This window comes from Massilia sp. YIM B02769 (genome assembly GCF_030411995.1).
Classification (GTDB): domain Bacteria; phylum Pseudomonadota; class Gammaproteobacteria; order Burkholderiales; family Burkholderiaceae_D; genus Telluria.
The window spans coordinates 154,749-172,407 of record NZ_JASNRC010000003.1 but is presented as its reverse complement, the minus strand read 5'-3'; the positions used below and the strand labels follow the sequence as shown (position 1 = coordinate 172,407).

The window sequence follows — 17,659 nt, the reverse complement described above, 5'->3', positions numbered from 1 at the left end:
TGCTTTACCCCGCCCTGATTACTCCGGCGTCACCGGCGGCGCCACCGGCGTGGGCGCCTGCGGCGCGCCGGCCTGCCTGGCCAGCACCTCCCGGTACAGCGCGGTGTAGCCCGCCGCCATCTGCTCCGAAGTAAACACCTCTTCGAAGCGCTGGGCCGCGCGCCGGCCCATGGCGCGTGCCAGTCCGGGATCGTTCCACAGCCGGCCCATGGCCGCGCGCAGCGCCGCGGCGTCGCCGGGCGGCACCACCAGGCCGGTCTCGCCGTCGATGTTGATGTAGGTGGTGCCGGTGCCGATCTCGCAGGAGATCATCGGCTTGCCGACCATCGCCCCTTCCAGCAGCGACACGCCGAACGCCTCGGAACGCAGGTGCGAGGGGAAGGACATCGCATACGCCAGCGTCAGCAGCGCCACCTTGTCGTCCTCATCGATCGCGCCGGTGAACAGCACGTTCTTCAGGCCCAGGCGCGCGGCCTGGGCTTTCAGGGCCGCTTCCTCCGGCCCGGCGCCGACGATCACCACCGGGTACTCGGTGTCCGCCACCGCTTCCAGCAGCACGTGCAGGCCCTTGTAGTAGCGCAGCACCCCGACGAACAGGAAGAACTTCGGGCCGACCCGCTCGCGCCAGTATGCCAGCTTGGCCGGGTCGGGCTGCGGATAGCTGGTCTGGTCCAGGCCGAAGGGAATCACGCGCGTCTTGTCCGGGTACTGCGCCAGCACCGGCGACGAAGCCAGGTAGTTCGGCGAGCTGGCCACGATGGCGTTGACGCTGCGCAGGAAGCGGTGCTTCAGCGGCTGGTACAGGCGCAGCAGGCTTTTCTGGCGCACGATGTCGGAGTGGTAGGTCACGACCGTCGGCTTGCGCACGCGCGCCACGAAATGGGCCAGGTCCATGAAGGGCCAGGGGAAGTGGTAGTGCACCACGTCGGCCTCGCGCGCCAGGCGCGCCAGCGCGCCGAGCGAGGCCACTGAACAGGCGTTCGAGGCGATCTCGAAGTCGAGCGGCACCCGGTGCACGGTATGGCCTTCGAAGGCGATCGGCCGCAGGTTCTTCTCGCGCGACAGCGAGAGCACGGTGTTGGTCACGCCGAGGCGGCCGGTGCCGACGCACATCTGGCGGATCACCTGCTCGATGCCGCCGACGGTGTCGGGGTAATACGTTTTATAGAAATGGAGAACGCGCATGGACGTGGTGAAAAATGAACGCTTGGTGCGCGAATCGTTGACGGAAGGCGGCGCCGGCGAGCCCGATTGCGGTCGTGCCCGGTCCCACGCACGGCCTGTCCATATTCAGTCCCCGGCCATCCAGCGCAGCGTCTCGGACAGCGGCCGGGTGGGGATGGCGCCGGCGACGCTGGCCAATTTGGCGTTGTCGCCGGTCAGGGTCAGCACATCGTTGGCGCGCACGAAGGCCGGGTTGACCCGGACTTCGATGCGGTAGCCGGCGATCTCCGACATCATGTCGATCACGCCCGCCAGCGAATGGCTGCGCCCCGAGCAGATGTTGAAGGCCTCGCCCGCCGGCGCGGCCGCCAGCAGGCGGCGGTAGCTCCAGGCCACCATGCGCACGTCGGAAAAGTCGCGCGCGATGGCCAGGTTGCCGAGTTCGATGGCCGGGGCCTTGCGGCGGAAGTGCGACACGATCTTCGGCAGCAGGAAATTCTCGCCCTGCCCGCGACCGGTGTAGTTGAAGGGCCGCGCGATGACGATCGGCAGCCGGTCCATCCACAGGCGCGCCATGTATTCCATGGCCAGCTTGCTGACCGCGTAGTCGTTGGCCGGCGCCGGCGCCACCTGCTCGTCGATGAAGGACACGCTGGCGTTGCCGTAGATGTTGGCCGAGGAGGCCAGCAGTACCGCCGACGGCCTGTTGCGCAGCGCGGCCAGCGCTTCCAGCAGGTTGCGGGTGCCGGCCACGTTGACGCGGTAGATCTGCTCGGCGTCGCCATGGCCGACAAAGGCGATGCCGGCCAGGTGCACGACCACGTCGGGCTGGATTTCCTCGACCATCGCGGCCAGCGCCACGCGGTCGCACAGGTCGACCGGGAAGACGCCGGGCTCGGGCGCATCGCCGGGCGTGGACGTGCCGAACACGCGGTAGCCGGCGCTTTCCAGCTCGCGCGCCACGTAGGCCCCGGTGAAGCCGCGCAGCCCGGTGACCAGGGCGCGCCGGCCCTCGCCTTCGCGCTCCGCCGTGCCTGCCCCCTGCTGCGTGCTTGCGATGCTCATGTCAGAACGAGGCGCCCTGTTGGTTGCGGCGCATGTCGGCGTCGACCATCATCTGGCACAGCTCTTCCAGGGTGGTCTTCGGTTCCCAGCCCAGTTCGCGCTTCGCCTTTTCCGGGTTGCCGATCAGGAGATCGACTTCGGCAGGACGGTAGAACTTCGGCGACACGCGCACCAGGGTCTTGCCGCTCCTGGCGCAGCGCGCGATTTCGTTCTCGGCGCTGCCGCTCCATTCGAGGTTGATGTCGGCGCCCTTGAAAGCCATGGTGACGAAGTCGCGCACGGTCTCGGTGCGGTTGGTCGCCAGCACGTAGGTGTCGGGACGCTCGGCCTGCAGCATGCGCCACATGCCTTCGACGTATTCCTTGGCGAAGCCCCAGTCGCGCTTGGCGTCCATGTTGCCCAGTTCGAGGACGTCGAGCTTGTTCAGCACGATCTTGGCGACCGAATCGGTGATCTTGCGGGTGACGAACTCGCGGCCGCGCAGCGGCGACTCGTGGTTGAACAGGATGCCCGAGGCGCCGAAGATGTCGTAGCTCTCGCGGTAGTTGATCGTCATCCAGTGCGCGTACAGCTTGGCCACGCCGTAGGGGCTGCGCGGGTAGAACGGGGTGTCCTCGACCTGCGGGATGGCCTGCACCTTGCCGAACATCTCCGAGGTCGAGGCCTGGTAGAAGCGGATCTTCGGATTGACCAGACGGATCGCCTCGAGCAGGTTGACGGCGCCCAGGCCAGTGATCGAGGCGGTGGTCAACGGCTGGTCGAAGGAGACGCCGACGAAGCTCTGCGCAGCCAGGTTGTAGACCTCGTCCGGCTCGGCGCTCTGGAGCAGGCGCAGGCTCGAGGCCAGGTCGGTCAGGTCGTATTCGACCAGCGACAGGTTCGGGTGCGCGGCGATACCAAGCTCCTCGATGCGCCAGAAATTGGTCGAACTGGCACGGCGGAAGGTGCCGGTGACGTGGTAGCCCTTGTCGAGCAGCAGCTGCGCCAGGTAGGCGCCGTCCTGGCCGGTGATGCCGGTGACGACGGCGCGTTTTGTTGTTTTTTGCATGGTCTTGGAGTTCCGGATGAGTGCTCGGGTCGATCAGATACTTTTATGACAACCACTTATTGTAACAGAGCCATATTCCGTTACGGCCATACGGCAACAGGACAGCGGTCCCAGCCGTCAATCGACAGCATTATTGCGCGAAACACCACACGGAAAGGGGGCGCTTACGGATTGTTACTTGTTCAAGCCCAAAAAAAACAGGCGAGCACGCTCGCCTGTGATTGGTCTCAACTGCACGCAAACTTCTCGCAACTTGCGCGTACCGGAACTGAACTTTCCAGTTCCGGCAAAGTTCCGGCTTATCGGTTCGATACCGCGTCCACCACGCACAGCGCCGTCATGTTGACGATGCGGCGCACCGTGGCCGACGGCGTCAGGATGTGCACCGGCTTGGCGCAGCCGAGCAGCACCGGACCCACCGCGATGCCGTTGCCGGCGGCGGTCTTCAGCAGGTTGTAGGCGATGTTGGCCGAATCGATGTTCGGCATCACCACCAGGTTGGCGTCGCCCTTCAGCGTCGACTGCGGCATGATCTTCGCGCGCAGCTTCGAGTCGAGCGCGGCGTCGCCGTGCATCTCGCCGTCGATCTCCAGGTGCGGCGCCTTTTGCTGCACCAGGCCCAGGGTGGCGCGCATCTTCTGCGCCGACTCGCTGTCCGAGGTGCCGAAGTTCGAATGCGACACCAGCGCCACGCGCGGGGTGATGCCGAACCGTTCCAGCTCCTCGGCCGCCATGATCGTGATCTCGGCCAGCTCGTGCGCGGTCGGGTTGTCGTTCACATGGGTGTCGACCATCGCCAACTGGCGTTCCTCGGTGATGATGAAGTTCATCGCCGCGTACACGTCGGCGCCCGGACGGCGGCCCAGCACCTTGTCGATGAAGTCGAGGTGGGTCCAGGTGGTGCCGTAGGTGCCGCAGATCATGCCGTCGGCGTCGCCCTTGTGGATCATCATGGCGCCGATCAGGGTATGGCGGCGGCGCATCGCCAGCTTGGCCATGTCGGCGGTCACGCCCTTGCGCATCACCATCTGGTGGTAAGTCTGCCAGTAGTCGCGGTAGCGCTCGTCGAAGTCTGGGTTGATGACGTCGAAGTGCTGGCCCAGTTTGAGGCGCAGGCCGAACTTCTCGATGCGCTGCTCCAGCACGGCCGGACGGCCGACCAGGATCGGGCGCGCCAGCTTCTCGTCGACCACCACCTGCACCGCGCGCAGCACGCGCTCGTCCTCGCCCTCGGCATACACGATGCGTTTCAATTCCGGCGGCGTGCTCTTCGCCACCTGGAACAGCGGCTTCATGAAGGAGCCGCTGCGGTAGACGATCTGCTGCAGGCTCTCGGCGTAGGCGTCGAGGTCGGCGATCGGACGCGCGGCCACGCCGCCATCCATGGCCGCCTTGGCCACGGCCGGGGCGATGTGGGTCAGCAAACGCGGGTCGAACGGCATCGGGATCAGGTATTCCGGACCGAACGACAGATTGTTGATGCCGTAGGTGGTGGCCACCACGTCCGACTGCTCGGCGTGGGCCAGGTCGGCGATCGCGTGCACCACGGCGATTTCCATTTCGCGCGTAATCGTCGTCGCACCGCAGTCCAGCGCGCCGCGGAAGATGTAGGGGAAGCAGAGGACGTTGTTCACCTGGTTCGGATAGTCCGAACGGCCGGTGGCGATGATGACGTCGCTGCGCACGGCTTTCGCGTCTTCCGGCAGGATTTCCGGGTTCGGGTTGGCCAGCGCCAGGATGATCGGGTTGGCCGCCATCTGCGCCACCATGTCCGGCTTCAGCACGCCGCCGGCCGACAGGCCGAGGAAGATGTCGGCGCCGGGAATGATGTCGGTCAGGGTACGGTGTTCGGTCTCCTGGGCGAAGCGCTCCTTGTCCGGGTCCATCAGTTCGACGCGGCCCTTGTAGACCACGCCGGCCAGGTCGGTCACGAAAATGTTCTCGATCGGGAAGCCGAGGTCGACGATCAGGTCGAGGCAGGCCAGGGCCGCGGCGCCGGCGCCGGAGACGACGAGCTTGCAGTTCTTGATGTCCTTGCCGACCACCTTCAGGCCGTTCAGGATGGCGGCGCCGACGATGATGGCGGTGCCGTGCTGGTCGTCGTGGAAGACCGGGATCTTCATGCGCTCGCGCAGTTTGCGCTCGATGTAGAAGCACTCCGGCGCCTTGATGTCTTCCAGGTTCACGCCGCCAAAGGTCGGTTCCAGCGAGGCAATGATGTCGACCAGTTTATCGGGGTCGTTCTCGGCGATCTCGATGTCGAAGACGTCGATCGCGGCGAACTTCTTGAAGAGCACGCCCTTGCCTTCCATGACAGGCTTGGAAGCAAGTGGGCCGATGTTGCCCAGGCCGAGGACGGCGGTGCCGTTCGAAATCACGGCCACCAGGTTGCCGCGCGAGGTGTACTTGTACGAGGCCGCCGGGTCCTTGACGATTTCCTCGCAAGGGGCCGCGACGCCGGGCGAATAGGCCAGTGCCAGGTCGCGCTGGTTCAGCAGGCCCTTGGTCGGGGTGACGGCGATCTTGCCGGGGCGGGGAAACTGGTGGTATTCGAGCGCTGCAGCACGCAGTTGTTGGCGTAATTCTTCTTTTTTATCCGATGACGAATCCATGCTATGCAGCCTTCCTGAACTAGAGGGGAACCTCCAATTTTATCAGACTGACTCTTTCTGGCGGCTACGTATTTTCCACTGGCGGGGGTGTTATATAAGCTAGTCTTATAGATGACATCCCCCTATAACCCCGGCCTATAAATGGAGGTTTGCCGCTATTTATATAGTGGCAATGTCCGCCGTCGGCCTGCCGACGTTAGAATTCGCGCATGCTTTCCGAATTCGATCTCATCAAACACTATTTCCGCCGCAACCGCCCCGGACAGGCTGTGCTCGGCATCGGCGACGACTGCGCCCTGCTCGCCCCCACGCCCGGCATGCAGATGGCGATCTCGTCCGACATGCTGGTCGAGGGGCGCCACTTCTTTGCCGGGGCCGACCCGCGCATGCTGGGGCACAAGTGCCTGGCGGTGAACCTGTCCGACCTGGCGGCGATGGGCGCGCGGCCGCTCGGGTTCACGCTGGCCCTGGCCCTGCCCGAAGCGAATCCGGACTGGCTGGCAGGGTTTTCGGCGGGGTTGTTTGCGCTGGCCGATGCCCATGATTGCGAACTGATCGGCGGCGATACGACCCGCGGGCCGCTGAATATCTGCATTACCGTGTTCGGCGAAGTGGCGCCGGGGCAGGCGCTGCGGCGCGATGCGGCGCGGGCCGGCGACGACATCTGGGTTTCCGGGACGCTGGGCGATGCGCGGCTGGCGCTGGCGGGCTACTGGAAAGAGTATGCGCTGGGCGAGGACGAGCACGAGGCGGCGGCATCGCGCATGCACATGCCGACGCCGCGCCTGGCGCTGGGCCTGCGGCTTGCGGACTTTGCCTCGCCGCCGGCGGCACTGGACATCTCGGACGGGCTGGTGGGCGATCTCGGGCATATCCTGGCGGCATCCGGCGTCGGGGCGACGCTGGACGTGGATGCGCTGCCGGCGGGGCCGGTGCTGGTGCGCCAGCCTTTGGCGTGGCGGCGCCGCTTCACGGTGGCCGGTGGCGACGATTACGAGTTGTGTTTTGCGGCGCGGCGCGAAGACCGGGAGGCAGTAATTGCGGCGGGTGCGGCCAGCGGCACGGCGGTGACGCGGGTCGGGACCATCGATGCCGAGGCCGGGTTACGGTTCGTGGATGCGTCAGGCGCGCCGGTATCGATTCAAGTCAGCGGGTGGGACCATTTCAGCGCCGGTTGATGTTCAAGCGTTGTCGTGGTGGGTGTAGGGTGGGTTCTCGAACCCACCACCCCGTGCGCACACCGCGAACTCACCCCGCCCGCGGCACCTTCCGGTCATCATACGGCCCATGCTCCATCCAGTACTGCCGGAACGCCAGCCGCACGTTGTCGCGCAACTCCGCATCGTTCCACGGCTTCGTATAAAACTTGTAGATCGACCCGCGGTTGATCGAATCGAGCACCACGTTCACGCCCGTGTAACCGGACAAAATGATCCGCATCGTGTCCGGATACATCTCCTTCACCTTGCTGAGGAACTCGGTGCCGCTCATCACCGGCATGCGCTGGTCGCACATCACCACCTGCACCCGGTACAGCGCCAGCGCCTCGAAGGCCTCGGCCGGCGACGACGCCGTCAGCACCCGGTAGTTGTCGCGCCTGAACAAACGGTGCAGCGCGCTCAGGGTGTCGGGTTCGTCGTCGACCACCAGGATGGTCTGCACATTGCTGTCGTCGGCGGCCGGCATGTCGGGCGCGGCGCGGTTCTTGCGCACCAGCGCCGCCAGCTGGGCCGCCGGCAGCGCGCGCGAGAAGTGGAAGCCCTGGATCTCGTCGCAGCGGTTGCGCCGCAAATAGGCCATCTGGGCGCGCGTTTCCACGCCTTCGGCGATCACCTGCATGTGCAGGCTGTGCGCCATGCTGATGATGGCCAGCGCAATCGCGGCGTCGTCCGGGTTGGTGACGATGTCGCGCACAAAGGCGATGTCGATCTTCAGTTTGTCGATCGGGAAGCGCTTCAGGTAAGCCAACGAGGAATAGCCGGTGCCGAAGTCGTCTATCGCGATGCGGATGCCGAGCGCCTTCAGGCGCTGCAGCACGGCGATGGTGCGCTCGGCGTTGGTCATCAGCGCGCTCTCGGTGAGTTCGAGTTCCAGCATGCCGGGGTCGATGCCGTGGCGCTCGATAGCGGCGCGCACCACGCTTTCCAGGTCGCCCTCGACGAACTGGCGGCTCGACACGTTCACCGCCACGCGCACTTCACGCACGCCCTGCTCGTTCCACTCGGCGATCTGGCGGCAGGCCTCGTCGACGATCCAGTCGCCGATGCGCACCACCATCCCGGTTTCTTCCAGCACCGGCACGAATTCGGCCGGATACACCAGGCCGTGGCCGGGACGGTGCCAGCGCAGCAGCGCTTCCACGCCGGTGACGCGGCCGGTGTTCAGTTCCAGCTTGGGCTGGTAGTGCAGCACGAACTGCCCGCCCTCGAGCGCGCTGCGCAGCGCCACTTCGAGATCGAGGCGGGCCAGCACCTGCACGTTCATGCCGGCGGTGAAGAAGCGGTAGCCGTCGCGCCCCGCTTCTTTCGCGCGCACCATGGCGGTGTCGGCGTATTTCACCAGCGTGCCGGGGTCGACCGCGTCGTCCGGGTACATGGCGATGCCGATGCTGGCGGTCAGCACCGCCTGCTGCCCGCCCAGGTCGAAGGGCGTGCGCAGCGCTTCGCGGATCTCGTTGGCCAGGTGCGCCGGCTCGTCCTGCTGTTCGCGCGTCATGTTCAGCACCACCGCGAATTCGTCGCCGCCCAGGCGGCCGACGGCGTCGCGCAGGTCCATCACCCGCACCAGGCGGTTGCTGACCTGGCGCAGCAGTTCGTCGCCCAGCGCCGGCCCCAGCGAATCGTTGATGATTTTAAAACGGTCGAGCGTGATGAACAGCACCGCCACGCGCCAGGTCTTGTCCTGGGCCAGTTCGATCGCTTCGCGCAGGTTCTGGAAGAACAGGGTGCGGTTCGGCAGGCCGGTCAGCGCGTCGTAGCTGGCCAGGTGTTTCAGGCGCTGCTGGGCGTGGCGCCGCTCGCTGATGTCGCGCGCCACCGCGATCAGGAGTTTGCTGCTGCCCGCTTCCTGCCACTGCCAGCTGATCTCGACCGGCACCGCGCCCTCGCCGCCGGCGCGCAGCAGCTCGGTCTCGGCGATGTCGGATTCGTGGGCGGCGCCATTCGTGTCGAGGTGGCGCTGCAGCTGGTCGGCGGTGGTCAGGCCCAGCGCCACCGGGTCGATGCGCAGCAAGGCGTCGCGCGAAAAGCCGAGCATGCGGCAGGCGCCATCGCTGACATCCACCAGCGCCAGGCTGGCGGCGTCGATCAGGAAGATGCCGTCGGCGGTGGCGTCCATCGCGCGCCGGAAGCGTTCCAGTTCGGCCGTGCGCTCGCGCACCGTGCGTTCCAGGTTGGCGCCGTGGGCCAGTGACTCGCGGTGCATCAGGCGCACTTCGAGCAGGTTGCGGATGCGCGTCATCACCTCGACCGTGTCGAGCGGCTTGCCGATGAAGTCGCGCGCGCCCGCTTCCAGCGCAGCCAGCTTCTTGTCCGGTTCGGCCGTCACCACCAGCACCGGCAGCCAGGACTCGCTTTCCAGCGGCTTCAGGGCTTCCATCACCTGGAAGCCGTCCATGTGCGGCATGTGCAGGTCGAGGATGATCAGGTCGAAGCGGTACTTCAGGTGCAGGGCCACCACCTGGCGCGGGTCGGTGGTGCTGTGCACGTTCTCGTAGCCGGTGGTCTTCAGCAGGTATTCGAGCAGCTGCACGTTGACCGGCTGGTCGTCGACGACCAGCACGCGGGCGCGCCGCACGTCGGTGGGCGTGATCATGTTTCTTGTCCTTTCTTGGCAGCCAGCCGGGCCAGCGTGCCGTCGATCGCTTCGTTGAACTTGTCGATGTCGACCGGTTTCGTCAGGTAGCGGAAGAAGCCCGCCGCCAGGCCGCGCTCGATGTCGCCGGCCATGGCGTTCGCCGACAGGGCGATGGCCGGGATCGCGGCCGTCTGCGGGTCGCGCCGCAGTTCGGCCAGCACCTCGTAGCCGCTCATGCCGGGCAGGTTAATGTCCATCAAAATGATGTCGGGATGCCGTTCGCGCACCAGCGCCAGCCCGCCCGGGCCGTCGCCCGCGGCGATCAGGTGCAAATCAGGCCGGAAGCGCACGATCTCCTCGACCAGTTTCAGGTTGGCCGGATTGTCCTCGATGTACAGCACCAGGTGCGGGGCGCCGGCGGCGCGCTCGGGCGGCGGCGCCGCCACGCCATCCTCGAACATGTTCGGACCGGCCAGCGGCGCCGTGGTCCCGAGTTCGATCGAGAACACGCTGCCCACGCCAGGGCTGCTGCTGACCTGGATCGCGCCGCCCATCAGCTCGACCAGGCGGCGCGTGACCACCAGGCCGATGCCGGTGCCTTCCTGGGCGCCGGCTTCCTGGCCGAGGCGGTTGAAGGGCTGGAACAGGCTGTCCAGCTGGTCGGGGCGCAGGCCCATGCCGGTGTCCTGCACCGAGATGCGCAGGCGCCCCGGCGCGGCGTGCGCGCAGTCGAGCACCACGGCGCCGGCCTCGCGGTTGTACTTGACGGCGTTCGACAGCAAGTTCAGGAGCACCTGCTTCAGGCGCGTGCGGTCGGCCAGCAGCACCGCGTCCACCTGTTCCGGGAACAGCACGCGGATGCCGCGCCCGGCCGCCAGCGGCTCGATCATGGTGCGGCACTCTTCCAGGATCTCGCCCAGGGCCACCGGCTCCATCGACAGCGGGATCGTGCCCGACTCCACCTTGGCCAGGTCGAGGATCTCGTTGATCAGGGTGAGCAGGTGGCGCCCGGACTTCAGGATGTGGCTGGAGAATTCCTTCTTTTGCGCGTCGGTGGTCGGCAGTGCCTCGGAGGTGAGGATCTGGGCGAAACCGAGGATGGCGTTCAGCGGCGTGCGCAGTTCGTGGCTCATCGAGGAGAGAAACGCCGATTTCGCCTGGTTGGCGTTCCTCGCCTCGTCGATGGCGTTGGCCAGTTCGGCGTTCGCCAGCGCCAGCTGCAGGGTGCGCTCGTCGACCCGGTGTTCGAGTTGCTCGTTCAGGCGCATCACTTCCTGCTGGGCGCGCGAACGCTCCTGGGCTTCGCGCGCGATCGTCGCGTTCGAGTCTTCCAGTTCGCGCGTGCGGCTCTCGATTTCGCTCAGCATGGCATTGAAGGAGTCGACCAGCTCGGCCGCCTCGTCGTTGCTGATGCGCGGCGCGCGGCGCGAATAGTCGCGCGTGGCCACCACGTCGTGGGCGATCTCGGTGATCGCCAGGATCGGCGCCGTGATCACGCGGCCCAGGCGCCGCATGACCAGGTAGGCGATCGCCATCGCCAGCAGGGTCACGGCCAGTGCGATGGCGAGATAGTCCAGGGTGCGCGCCAGCAGGCGGTTCTCGGCGCGCAGCCAGACCGTGCCCACGGTTTCGCCGTTCTCGACCACGGGACGGAACACCACCAGGTGGTCGCCCTCGATGCGCGCGGCGGCGTTTTCGGCGCGCGCCGGGAAGATCGCGCCGGCGCCATCGGCCGCGTAGGAGGCGAACAGGCGCCCGCGGTCGTCGTAGATGGCGGCGGCGTCGACCATCGGACGGGTGCGCAGCAGGGCCAGGTTTTCGCCGGCCAGGCGCGCGTCGTCGAAAGCCAGGGCGGCCGAGGTCATGTGGCCGACCAGCTCGGCCTGGGTCGAGAGGTCGTTGACCAAGGAGCGATGGTAACTGCGCAGGTCGTAGCCGATCACCAGCCCGACCGAGACCACCAGCGCGGCCAGGGTGGTGGCCATCACGACGGCAACCAGCTTCTTGCGGATCGAAGGCAGGCGGATCATGGCGCCTTGCCGTTCGAGAAATAGGTTTTGCGCGCGCACCACGCGGCCCGGATGGACAAAGCCATCACGACCGCGCCGGCCAATGCCGGCAGCTCGCGTATTGATGAAGCAGCATGGTGTTTGATCGGTTAACAAGAACGCGGCAGTAGTCCGCCGCGATGCAGGATAGCAGTATGGAATGTCAACGTGTCGCACGGGACATTTTGCACACTGAAAGTCTGCCACTCTACCGAATCCCTTGTCGTTTGGACAGCATTTGCGTGGATTTTCCCTGCAAGTTTGCCACACCGGCGACGGCTGCCGCGCGCTAGAATGGTTCCTGCGCGGCCAGTGCTGCCGCGCCGCCGCCCGCTCCCTTTTGCCTGCGGCGCAACGGTATCGACACTGGAGGAGCCGCATGAGCAACGAAATGATCGAACTCGCCACCAAGGTCGGCGCGGCATTGCAGGCCAAGCGCCTGGTGCTGGCCACCGCCGAATCCTGCACCGGCGGCGGCGTGTCGCAGGCCATCACCGAGATCGCCGGCTCCACCGCCTGGTTCGATTGCGGCTTCGTCACCTACTCGAACAACTCGAAGGCCGAACTGCTGGACGTGCCGGCCGCGCTGATCGCGCAATTCGGCTCGGTCAGCGAGGAAGTCGCCGGCGCCATGGCCGAGGGCGCGCTCTCGAACAGCAATGCCGACGTGTCGCTCTCGACCACGGGGATTGCCGGCCCCACCGGCGCGGTGCCGGGCAAGCCGGTCGGCACGGTCTGTTTCGGCTGGTCGCGCGGCGACACCACGTTCACGGAGCGCCTGGTGTTCCAGGGCGACCGCCAGGCCGTGCGCGAACAGACCGTCATCCACGCGCTGCGCGGACTCTTGCGCTTTATTGAATAGTGCGGGCGGCGCGCCGGTTCCACCTGTCGCTGGCGGGCCTGGGTCTGCTCGCGCCCGCTCTTGCCGTGCAGGGGGCGCCGGTGCAAACGCCGCCTGCACAAATCGTCTACGCCGCCGGCGACATCGCCCGCTGCGCCCATCCCGACCCGCGCTGGTCGGGCGCGGCCGATACCGCCGCCGTGGTGGCGTACGGCCTGGCCGCCGATCCGCAGGCCGTGGTGCTGACCCTGGGCGACCACACCTACCCGCGCGGCACGGCGAAGGAATTCGCCGACTGCTACGATCCGACCTGGGGCCGCTTCAAGGACCGCACCTGGTCCACGCCCGGCAACCACGAGTACTACACGAAGGGCGCCCTGCCCTATTTCGCCTATTTCGGCGCACGCGCCGGACGCCCGGAGCGCAGCTGGTACAGCCTGGACCTCGGCAGCTGGCGCGTGATCTCGCTCGACAGCAACCTGGCGCCCGCCGCTCATGCGGCCCAGCTGGACTGGCTGCGCGAGGAGCTGAAAGACAACCCGCGCCGTTGCACCCTCGCCTTCTGGCACCATCCGCTGTACAGTTCGGGCGGACATGGCAGCGTGCCGAAGATGCGCGATGCCTGGGCCCTGCTGCACGCGGCCGGCGCGGAACTGGTATTGTCCGGGCACGACCACGATTACGAACGCTTCGCGCCGCAGGATGCGCACGGCAAGCACGACCCGCGCGGGATGCGCCAGTTCGTGGTCGGCACCGGCGGCGCCTTTGCCACGCCCTTTCTCCTGTTCGAGAAGCACAGCGAAACGCGCGACGCCAGCCGCAATGCCGTGCTGCGTTTGCAGCTGCGCGAGGACGGCTACGACTGGGAATTGCTGGAAGCGACCCCACCTGAGTTGCCGAACGCATCGCCGCCCGACCATGGCAGCGCCGCCTGCCACTGACTTATACTGAATGATTCTGGAGTACCGCATGAAAACCCGACCGCTGTTTGCCGCCTCTGTGCTGCTGGCCGCTTTGAATAGCGCTGGCGCACAACCTGGTGGTAGCGCCGCGGCCCCTGCTGCCCCCGCCGACGTGCCAAGCGTCGCCTTCGACAAATACACGCTGCCGAACGGCCTGCAAGTCATCCTGGTGGAAGACAGGCGCCTGCCGCTGGTGGCCGTGAACGTCTGGTACCACGTCGGCCCGGCCAACGAGGCGCCCGGCCTGGCCGGCTTCGCCCACCTGTTCGAGCACATGATGTTCGCCGGTAGCAAGCACCTGCCGCGCGGCCTGGCCGACCGCCTGCTGGAAAGCGCCGGCGCCAGCGACAGCAATGGCGGCACCGGCTACGACAGCACCAGCTACTACGACACCGTGCCCGCCAACCAGCTCGAGCTGGCCCTGTGGGTGCACGCCGACCGCATGGGCTACCTGCTCGACGTGCTCGACCAGAAATCGCTCACCAACCAGCAGGACGTGGTGCGCAACGAGCGCCGCGAAACCGTGGAAAATGAACCCTACGGGATCGTCGAGGAAGCCCTGAACCACGCGCTGTTCCCGCCCGAGCACCCGTATTACGCCTCGGTGATCGGTTCGCACACCGACATCCAGAACGCGAAACTGGCCGACGTGCGCGACTTCTTCACGCGCTACTACGGCCCGAACAACGCCAGCATCGTGATCGCCGGCGACATCGACAAGGTGAAGGCGCGCGCCCTGGTGGCGAAGTATTTCGGCAGCCTGAAACGCGGCCCCGACGTCGAGCGCCCTCAGGTGACAACGCCGCCGATCACGGCCGAGCGCCGCCTGATCGTGCCCGACCGCGTCGAGCTGCCGCGCGTCTACATGGGCTGGCTCACGCCGCCGGCCTACCAGCCGGGCGACGCCGAACTGTCGGTGGCGGCCCAGATCCTCGCCGGCGGCAAGTCCAGCCGCCTGTACAAGTCCCTGGTCTACGAGCGCCAGATCGCCCAGGACGTCGACGCCGACCAGGATGCGCGGGCGCTTGCCTCGACCTTCCTGATCGAGGTCACGGCGCGCGCCGGCCACACGGCGCAGGAACTGGAAGCGGCGGTCGACGCCGAACTGGCCGCCCTGCGCGAGCACGGCCCGAGCGCACAGGAAGTCGAGCGCGCCAAGCGCCAGATCGAAACCGCCATGCTCACCGGCCTGGAGCAGCTGGGCGGCGACGGCCTGGCCGACCAGCTGAACCACTACAACCAGTTCACCGGCGACCCCGGCTACCTGGCGCAGGACATCGCCGCCCTGCGCCGCATCACGGCAGGCGACGTGCAGCGCGCCGTGAACACCTGGCTGCAGGCGAAGCACCGCGTGGTCGTGTCCGGCGTGCCGGGCGAACCGAAGCTGCCGCACGATCCGCCGGTGCCGAAGACCCGGAAGACTGCCAAGGCGAAGAACGCCGGCGTCAACCCAGCCGAAACCTGGCGTGCGAAGGCACCGCAAGCCGGCCCGGCGCCGGTCTTCCAGCTGCCGCAGGGCGAATCCTTCCGGCTGGCGAACGGCCTGACCGTGATCCACCACCGGAACCCGGCGCTGCCGCTGGTGTCGGCCGAAATCGTGGTCAAGAGCGGCGCCGACAGCAATCCGCTGGCCCTGCCCGGCCTGGCCGGCTTCACGGCGCAGATGCTCACCGAAGGCACAGCCAAGCGCAGCGCGCTGGCGATTGCCGACGAGATCGCGCAGCTGGGCGCCTTCCTGGATGCAGACAGCGGCACGAATGCCTCGGCGGTCTCGCTGCTGGCCTTGCGCTCGACCTTCGAGCAGGCCTTCGGCATCATGGCCGACGTGGTGCTGCACCCGGCGTTCCCGCCTGAGGAAGTGGAGCGCCAGCGCGCCAGCCGCCTGGGCGACCTGCTGGGCCAGCGCGACGAAGCCGAAGCCGTGGCCTCGGTGGCCGCCGCCGGCGCCCTGTACGGGCCGCGCCACCCTTACGGCTTTGGCCAGCTGGGTACCGAACCGGCGATCCGCGCCGTCACGCGCGAGGATGTACTGGGCTTCTGGCGCCGCCACTACGTGCCATCGAACGCGGCGCTGGTGGTCACCGGCGACGTCACGCGCGAGGAACTGAAGGCGTTGGCCGAACGCCACTTCGGCGCCTGGCAGGGAGACGACGCGCCGCCTTTCGCACCGGGCACGCCGACGCCGACCGGGGCGCGCGTGGTGGTGGTCGACAAGCCGGGTGCGCCGCAGACCGCGCTGCGCCTCGTGGCATTCGGCGCAGAACGGACCAGCGAGCAGTATCCGGCGCTGGAAGTCATGAACGCGGCCTTCGGCGGCCTGTTCACCAGCCGCATCAACCAGAATCTGCGCGAGGAAAAGGGCTACAGCTACGGCGTGTTCTCGGGCTTCCGCTACGGCCGCACGCCGGGCCCGTTCAGCATCGCCGGCAGCGTGCGCGCCGATGTCACCGGCGCCTCGGTGGCCGAGCTGCTGCGCGAAGCCCAGGCCATGCTCGACAAGCCGCTGCCTGAAGCCGAACTGGCGGGCGCACGCAACGCCCAGCTGCTGTCGCTGCCGAACGGCTTCGAGACGAATGCCGACATCGGCGCCAGCCTGGCCGAAGCCTTTGTCTTCGGCCTGCCGCTCGACTACTACCGCCAGCTGCCCGCCAGGCTGGCCGGCGTGACGGCGGCCCAGGTACAGGAAGCGGCGCGCCGCTACCTCGATCCGTCGCGCCTGATCATCGTGGCGGTGGGCGACCGCAAGCGCATCGTCGCCCAGCTGGAAAAGCTGAAACTGGGACCGATCGAACTGCGCGACAGCGAAGGACAGCTGCTGCCGTAACCCGTCGGGTGGGAACCCGTCCCCACCCGACGCGCCGCGCGTTTTTCGTAAGGTGGGGTCGTTAATGCCGAGGGCATTAACGACGAGCCCACGCTGTCTCACCATCTGCACGGAAGCAAACCTTTCAGTATCTCGCGCAGGACAACGCACGCGTTCTCCGAACGCCGGGTTGTCGAATCGTCTATCATGGCCCCACTGTATTCACACACCGGCGGCCCATGAACCAATTCACGATCCAGCAAAAGTTCTTCCTTCTCCTGCTCACCCTGGTCACCATCGCCTTCGGCTGGATCCTGCTGCCCTACTCCGGCGCGGTGTTCTGGGGCATGGTGCTGGCGATCCTGTTCGCGCCGCTGTACCGACGCCTGCTGCCCGTGACCAAGCAAAAGCCGACCGTCGCCGCCCTGCTCACCCTGTTCTCGATCATCGTGATGGTGATCCTGCCGCTGTCCCTGATCGGCGCCTCGCTGGTGCGCCAGGCGCTCGGCATCTACGACATGATCGGCTCGGGACAGATCGATTTCGGCCGCTACTTCCAGCAGATCGTCGGCGTGCTGCCGGACTGGATCGTGTCCGTGCTGGAGCGCTTCGAGGTCACCGACCTGGCCTCGCTGGAACAGAAGCTGTCCGAAGGCGCGGCCCAGGTCAGCCAGGTGTTCGCGCGCTACGCCATTAACTTCGGCCGGAATACCTTCGACTTCCTGGTCAGCCTGACCATCATGCTGTATTTGCTGTTCTTCCTCCTGCGCGACGGCCAGGGCCTGGCCAACCGCATCAAGCGCGCCGTGCCGCTCAGCCGCATGTACAAGCAGCGCCTGTTCGACAACTTCACCACCGTGATCCGCGCCACCGTGAAGGGCAACGTGCTGGTCGCCATCGCCCAGGGTGCCCTCGGCGGCCTGATCTTCTGGTTCCTGGACGTGCAGGCGCCGCTGCTGTGGGGCGTGGTGATGGCCTTCCTGTCGCTGCTGCCGGCCGTGGGCGCGGCGATTGTCTGGGCGCCGGTGGCGGTCTATTTCCTGGTGACGGGCGCGATCTGGCAGGGCGTGGTGCTGATCGCCTTTGGCGTGCTGGTGATCGGCCTGGTCGACAACATCCTGCGCCCTATCCTGGTCGGCAAGGACACCAAGATGCCGGACTACCTGGTGCTGCTGTCGACCCTGGGCGGCATGGCGCTGTTCGGGCTGAACGGTTTCGTGATCGGGCCGGTAATCGCGGCGCTGTTCATCGCGGCCTGGGAGATGTTTGCGTCGGCCGAGGAATTCCACCCGCAGTAAAGCCCCGAAAATGGTAACGGGGC

The 17,659-nt window shown here is 67.0% G+C and carries 11 protein-coding genes; 5 read left to right on the top strand and 6 right to left on the bottom strand.

Translation table 11 applies throughout. From position 1 onward, the window contains the following. Nucleotides 1-18: 18 nt before the first annotated feature. From QPK31_RS05875 to QPK31_RS05860, 4 genes are all read right to left on the bottom strand, one after another. Nucleotides 19-1,185 carry a glycosyltransferase family 4 protein gene (locus QPK31_RS05875; RefSeq protein WP_290422011.1) on the bottom strand — a complete coding sequence of 389 codons (1,167 nt, stop codon included), beginning with the start codon at nucleotides 1,183-1,185 and terminating at the stop codon, nucleotides 19-21. Between the two features lie 105 nt (nucleotides 1,186-1,290). Continuing rightward, nucleotides 1,291-2,229, bottom strand: coding sequence for a GDP-mannose 4,6-dehydratase (locus QPK31_RS05870; RefSeq protein WP_290422010.1), 939 nt, complete (start codon nucleotides 2,227-2,229; stop codon nucleotides 1,291-1,293). 1 nt (nucleotide 2,230) lies between these two features. Continuing rightward, the gene (gene gmd, locus QPK31_RS05865) at nucleotides 2,231-3,277 is read right to left on the bottom strand and encodes a GDP-mannose 4,6-dehydratase (RefSeq protein ID WP_290422009.1); all 1,047 of its coding nucleotides are present in this window, start codon (nucleotides 3,275-3,277) and stop codon (nucleotides 2,231-2,233) included. Between the two features lie 299 nt (nucleotides 3,278-3,576). Continuing rightward, a complete protein-coding gene (locus tag QPK31_RS05860; protein WP_290422008.1) occupies nucleotides 3,577-5,889 on the bottom strand; it encodes an NADP-dependent malic enzyme in 2,313 nt (770 codons plus the stop codon). 209 nt (nucleotides 5,890-6,098) lie between these two features. Between QPK31_RS05860 and thiL the strand changes: the two genes are divergently transcribed. Continuing rightward, nucleotides 6,099-7,067 carry a thiamine-phosphate kinase gene (gene thiL, locus QPK31_RS05855; protein ID WP_290422007.1) on the top strand — a complete coding sequence of 323 codons (969 nt, stop codon included), beginning with the start codon at nucleotides 6,099-6,101 and terminating at the stop codon, nucleotides 7,065-7,067. Between the two features lie 70 nt (nucleotides 7,068-7,137). Here thiL and QPK31_RS05850 read toward each other — a convergent pair whose 3' ends face one another. Beyond that, nucleotides 7,138-9,702 (bottom strand): EAL domain-containing protein, encoded by a 2,565-nt coding sequence (locus QPK31_RS05850; RefSeq protein ID WP_290422006.1) that lies wholly within the window; start codon nucleotides 9,700-9,702, stop codon nucleotides 7,138-7,140. After that, entirely contained in the window at nucleotides 9,699-11,714 is a 2,016-nt protein-coding gene (locus QPK31_RS05845) for an ATP-binding protein (RefSeq protein WP_290422005.1), read from the bottom strand. Before QPK31_RS05845 ends, QPK31_RS05850 begins: the two co-directional genes overlap by 4 nt. A gap of 397 nt (nucleotides 11,715-12,111) precedes the next feature. Here QPK31_RS05845 and QPK31_RS05840 point away from each other — a divergent pair, with 397 nt between their 5' ends. The 4 genes from QPK31_RS05840 to QPK31_RS05825 all read left to right on the top strand — a co-directional run bounded on the left by QPK31_RS05840 (nucleotide 12,112) and on the right by QPK31_RS05825 (nucleotide 17,636). Continuing rightward, nucleotides 12,112-12,594: a CinA family protein gene (locus tag QPK31_RS05840; RefSeq protein WP_290422004.1), complete on the top strand. Its 483-nt coding sequence runs from the start codon at nucleotides 12,112-12,114 to the stop codon at nucleotides 12,592-12,594. Further along, nucleotides 12,594-13,514, top strand: a complete 921-nt coding sequence (locus tag QPK31_RS05835; RefSeq protein WP_290422003.1) for a metallophosphoesterase — start codon at nucleotides 12,594-12,596, stop codon at nucleotides 13,512-13,514. The genes QPK31_RS05840 and QPK31_RS05835 overlap by 1 nt, the downstream gene beginning before the upstream one ends. 28 nt (nucleotides 13,515-13,542) lie before the next feature. Next, nucleotides 13,543-16,359, top strand: a complete 2,817-nt coding sequence (locus QPK31_RS05830) for a pitrilysin family protein (RefSeq protein WP_290422002.1) — start codon at nucleotides 13,543-13,545, stop codon at nucleotides 16,357-16,359. 218 nt (nucleotides 16,360-16,577) lie between these two features. Continuing rightward, entirely contained in the window at nucleotides 16,578-17,636 is a 1,059-nt protein-coding gene (locus QPK31_RS05825) for an AI-2E family transporter (RefSeq protein ID WP_290422001.1), read from the top strand. Nucleotides 17,637-17,659: the final 23 nt, after the last annotated feature.